This is a genomic window from Bacillus sp. AFS001701, assembly GCF_002559405.1.
Lineage (GTDB): Bacteria > Bacillota > Bacilli > Bacillales > Bacillaceae_G > Gottfriedia.
Window position 1 is genome coordinate 1 of the sequence record NZ_NTZO01000577.1, and the last position, 4903, is coordinate 4903.

Genomic DNA, 4903 nt, shown 5'->3' on the forward strand with positions numbered 1-4903 from the left:
GCAAAGCCCATTTCATGTGTAACGATGACCATTGTCATACCTGTATGAGCTAATGATTTCATTACTTCAAGTACTTCTTTTACCATCTCTGGATCTAGAGCTGATGTTGGTTCATCAAATAGCATTACTTTAGGTTCCATTGCAAGTGCTCTTGCAATAGCTACACGCTGTTTCTGACCACCTGAAAGTTTAGGAGGATATACGTTTGCTTTTTCAAGAAGTCCAACTTTTTCAAGAAGTGCCTTTGCACTTTCTTCTGCTTTAGCCTTACTCATACCTTTTACATTAATCGGAGCATACGTAATATTTTCTAGAACTGTCATATGTGGGAACAAATGAAAATGCTGGAATACCATACCTACATCTTCACGAATTTTCATTAGATTACTTTTAGGATTTGTAATTTCAATATCATCCATCCAAATTTCACCATTTGAAGGAGTTTCTAATAAATTCATACAACGTAAAAATGTAGACTTTCCAGAACCAGATGGGCCAATTACAGCAACAACAGACCCTTGTTCAATTATAGTTGTTATACCTTTTAATACATGAACATTTCCAAAGCTTTTATTTAAATTAGTAATTCTAATCATTTGTACGCATTCTCCTTTCAACAGATTTACCTAGAAGTGATAGGATCATAATGATAATGTAATAGATTGCAGCTACAAAAATAAGTGGCTCCATAAATGAGTAAGTTTCCCCACCTACTAAGAATGCTCTTCTCATTAAATCAGATGCACCAATTACTGTTACCATTGCTGATTCCTTCGTTAACGTAATAAACTCATTCATTAAAGCTGGTAAAATATTTTTAAATGCTTGAGGTAAAATAATTTTAGACATCATTTTACGGTAAGGGATACCTAAAGCTGAAGCAGCTTCTTGTTGACCTTTATCTACTGCTAGTATACCTGCACGGATGATCTCTGATACATAAGCTCCTGAATTCAATCCAAAAGCCAATACCGCTGCTGGGAACTTTTCGATATCGAAACCAATTAATTGTGGTAAACCATAATAAATGATCATTAATTGCAAAACCATCGGTGTTCCACGAAAAATTGAAGTATAAAAATCAGCTATTACAACTAACCATTTTGCACGGCTAATTTTCATTAATGCAAGTAATATTGCTAAAACAAGACCTAATAAAATTGAACAAACAACTACTAATAGTGTTAATTTTAATCCGGCCAATATATATGGAATTGAAGGGACAATTTGAGAAAAATCTAAGTTCATATTGTAGTACTCCTTTACTATTTGTCTTTTAAATTGCAACGTTTATTCGACAAAGTCTGTTTAGATAAAGAGCACTGGTTTAGAAACCAATGCCCTTTGTTTCATATAATTCATATCCAATGGATTGCTCATATTCTGTTAATGCTTCATCTAAGATTGCTAACCCATCATCGATTTGATTCTTCGTAACTGTTAATGGTGGAATCATTCGAATTACTTCACTGTTATTACCACAGAAGTAGAATAAAACACCTTTTTCCAAAGCAAGATCAAGAATTTTAAATAAACCATCACCGTTTGGTTCTTTTGTAGCTGGATTAATGATTTCAATGCCAATCATTAAACCAATTGAGCGAATGCTTCCAATTACCGGATGCTTTTCTTTTAATGCATTCAGTTTTTCTACTGCGTAAGCACCAACTTCTCTCGTATTTTCTAAAAGCTTTTCTTCTTTTATAATTTCTAAAACAGCCAATGCAGCTGAACAAGCTATTGGATTGCCTCCAAATGTTGTTCCGTGACTACCTAGTGGCCACTGTTTCATTAGTTCATTTGATGCTACAGTAGCACTTAAAGGAATACCATTTGCAATACCTTTTGCGATTGCCATAATATCTGGCGTTACATCAAAAGTGTGTGCAGCAAACCAATCTCCTGTTCGTCCAAATCCAGTTTGAACTTCATCAAAAATTAGTAAAATATTATTTTTATCACAGATTTCTCGTATTTTCTTTAACCATGCTTTAGGTGGTACTATATATCCACCTTCACCTAGAACTGGCTCTACAATAACTGCAGCTACTTCTTCTGGAGTTACTTGATGATTAAATAAACGTTTAAAATCCTTTTCTAATTGCTCTACTACATATTGTTCTTCATCATAACCTTCAGGGCATTCTGAAACATTAGCATAAGGTATTTGATAAGAGCCTGTTGGTTGTAAAAATTTTCGATACTTACTTTTTGAAGTCGTAACGCTTAATGCTCCCATAGAACGGCCATGGAAACAACCAATAAATGAAACAATATATGGACGTTTAGTAGCATGTTTAGCTAACTTTATAGCACCTTCAATCGCTTCAGTTCCACTATTACCAAAAAAGAAAGTATCTAAGTTACCAGGAAGAATTTCAGCCAACTCATCTGCTAGCTTTAAAATCGATTCGTAAATAATAACACCTGATGGACCATGTGCTAAAGAATCTGCGCCATCTTTAATTGCCTGTACTACTTTTGGATGACGATGTCCAACATTAGTAGTAGCAATGCCAGATGTAAAGTCTAAGTACTCTTTACCATCTACACCATAGTAGTAACAGCCTTCTTCCTTCACAACTGGTAAGTTAGGATGATCCTTTGCCATGCTTGGTGCAAGACGTAAAGGCATTTTTTCTAATAAGTGACTCCAATCTTTCTCCATCAATAATTCCTCCCCTGATTACAACAACAACTTATCATTCTATATCATCTGCCATACCCTATAGTTTTATCTTTTAATCTATTAATACCTTACGGATTACTTCAATTCACCGAACCATTTTTTAACTAATTTATCAACAGTTCCATCTTCTTTTAATTCTTTTAATGCTTTTTCAAATTTAGGTGTTAATTTACTACCTTTTGGAAGAGCTACTGCTGAACCTGATTGTTCAAAGAAATCTTGCATTAATTCCCCTTGCATTTCAGGTAATTTATTTAGATATCCACTAGCTACAGATTGTTCGATAACAACAGCATCAAATCTTCCAGCTTTTAATTCTTCTACCATCTCAGGAATACGGTTACGGTTTTCAACTTTAAATCCAACCTTTTTAGAAACTTCAATTGCTTTTGTTTCTTGAATTGAACCAGCTTGTACACCAACTGTTTTTCCTTTTAAATCTTCAACACTTTTAATGTTTGAATCTTTATTTACAACTATTTCATTTTGATCAGTGAAATATGGCTCAGTGAAATCTGCATTTTTCGCACGCTCAGGTGTCTTTTTCATACCGGCCATAATAAAATCTACTTTATCTGCATTCATCGCAGTAATTAATGAGGTAAAATCAATATCTTTTACTTTAATTGTGTATCCAGTTTTTTTACCAAGCGCTTTAGCTAAATCAACATCAAACCCGACTATTTTGTCATTTTTTGTGTCAATAAATTCATAAGGCTTATAATCCGCACTTGTTCCTAAGATTAAGGTTTTATCATCTGACTTGTTACAAGCAGATAACATTCCAATTGATAATGCTGATGCAGCTAAAACTCCGACTATTTTTTTCATTAATGCTTCCCCCTAATTTTTGTAAAATTCAAACTTATTATTTCTATTATCTTTTTTAGTATTCTATTAAACAACCATTTTTTTCGAATGAATAATTATTCCACAAAATGAATTTTAACACATACTAATAATTATGCAACTATATTTTTCTGTATTTCGACAAAAAAATTAGACATAGCCTAATTTTACAGGGATATTATAATAAAAATTTTTTTATTAATATTCATTATGTTTATATATTTATTCATTCAAGTGAATGCGAGTGTTGTTATTAGACTTTTCATATCTTTCAAAAAATTTTCGACAAATCTCGCAAATCACTTTATTTTTCATGACCGAATACTTAAATTCCCCCAAATTTAAGCGTTTTCAACCTTATTCATAAAAAAAATACCATTGTGGAAATGGTATTTTCATAAAAATGATTACATTATTCATTTATAAATTATTTTATGGTATTAAAACTTCCTCTTCAATTACTACATCAACAACCTTATTCTCCTTATAATAAAAGGAATAATGATGATTTCGCTCGTTTTTTAATAGTATCGGAAGAAAATAAGGAATACACTCTCCTACTCCTTGATTTTTTTCATCTATTACCCAATCAATTTTTTTCCAATCTAAAATTCCTTCATCTGTTTTTAAAGGCGTATCATATTTTAAGCGATTAGAAACCTCGGCCAGAAATACATACATACCTCCGAAATCCACATCTTCTTCATGCCAGGTCACTTTACCTTTATAAGTTATATCATTCAACTCAATCTGTATTCCGGTTTCTTCTGCAATCTCTCTTTGAACGGATCTTTCGATTGTTTCCCCTTTTTCTATTTTTCCACCAACACCATTCCAAATTCCCATTGTAGGAGCATTTATACGATTTAACAATAATAGTTCATCATTGCGTTTGATAAAACATAAAGTATATTTCACAAATTCCCACTTACCTTTCAAGCATATTAGTAAATTTTATTCCTATTAATTATGGCATAATTTGCTAGTAAATTGTGTTCAAAACAACTTTACTAATTATTTAGAATATTTTAATATTTAATTAATATATTAGTACTACAAAGGAGAGGTGTGTTGTGGATCAATCAAATATTATCGATTTAAACCAATATAGAAAATTAAAAAAACATAGATTAGAATCCTTCGCTTTTAGAGTGAAATATGATGAAACAGCATATAATGATGCATTAAAGTTATTAATTTTTACATGCTCTTTAGCTGCAGTATCTTTCTTTTTTATCTTTTATTTTATTTACAAAATAATTAACTAAAACGCTTCATTTAAAACTCAGTTTACATAATAATAATATTATGCACAAAAAAAGTACAAAAATTTATGGAATTCCCCCCATAAATTTTTGTACTTTT

6 protein-coding genes are annotated in these 4903 nt (G+C 31.6%); 1 reads left to right on the top strand and 5 read right to left on the bottom strand.

Annotated elements, in window-relative coordinates; genetic code table 11:
- The 5 genes from CN514_RS23335 to CN514_RS23355 all read right to left on the bottom strand — a co-directional run.
- Nucleotides 1-596 (bottom strand): amino acid ABC transporter ATP-binding protein (locus CN514_RS23335; protein WP_098234620.1); only part of this gene is annotated, 596 nt, incomplete at its 3' end.
- Entirely contained in the window at nucleotides 589-1248 is a 660-nt protein-coding gene (locus CN514_RS23340; protein ID WP_069034049.1) for an amino acid ABC transporter permease, read from the bottom strand. The genes CN514_RS23340 and CN514_RS23335, both read right to left, overlap by 8 nt.
- A 79-nt stretch (nucleotides 1249-1327) precedes the next feature.
- Nucleotides 1328-2668 (bottom strand): aspartate aminotransferase family protein, encoded by a 1341-nt coding sequence (locus CN514_RS23345; protein WP_098234621.1) that lies wholly within the window; start codon nucleotides 2666-2668, stop codon nucleotides 1328-1330.
- A 96-nt stretch (nucleotides 2669-2764) separates the two neighbouring features.
- Complete coding sequence (locus CN514_RS23350; protein WP_098234622.1) at nucleotides 2765-3520, bottom strand: transporter substrate-binding domain-containing protein; 756 nt, start codon at nucleotides 3518-3520, stop codon at nucleotides 2765-2767.
- A gap of 450 nt (nucleotides 3521-3970) precedes the next feature.
- Complete coding sequence (locus tag CN514_RS23355) at nucleotides 3971-4456, bottom strand: NUDIX hydrolase (protein ID WP_098234623.1); 486 nt, start codon at nucleotides 4454-4456, stop codon at nucleotides 3971-3973.
- Between the two features lie 155 nt (nucleotides 4457-4611).
- On the opposite strand from CN514_RS23355, the gene CN514_RS23360 reads away from it, so the two are divergent.
- Nucleotides 4612-4806: a hypothetical protein gene (locus CN514_RS23360; protein WP_098234624.1), complete on the top strand. Its 195-nt coding sequence runs from the start codon at nucleotides 4612-4614 to the stop codon at nucleotides 4804-4806.
- Nucleotides 4807-4903: the final 97 nt, after the last annotated feature.

Coding starts and splice junctions, on each gene's coding strand:
- CN514_RS23345 (WP_098234621.1), bottom strand. CDS start 2,668: ATGGAGAAAGATTGGAGTCACTTATTAGAAAAAATGCCTTTACGTCTT.
- CN514_RS23340 (WP_069034049.1), bottom strand. CDS start 1,248: ATGAACTTAGATTTTTCTCAAATTGTCCCTTCAATTCCATATATATTG.
- CN514_RS23350 (WP_098234622.1), bottom strand. CDS start 3,520: ATGAAAAAAATAGTCGGAGTTTTAGCTGCATCAGCATTATCAATTGGA.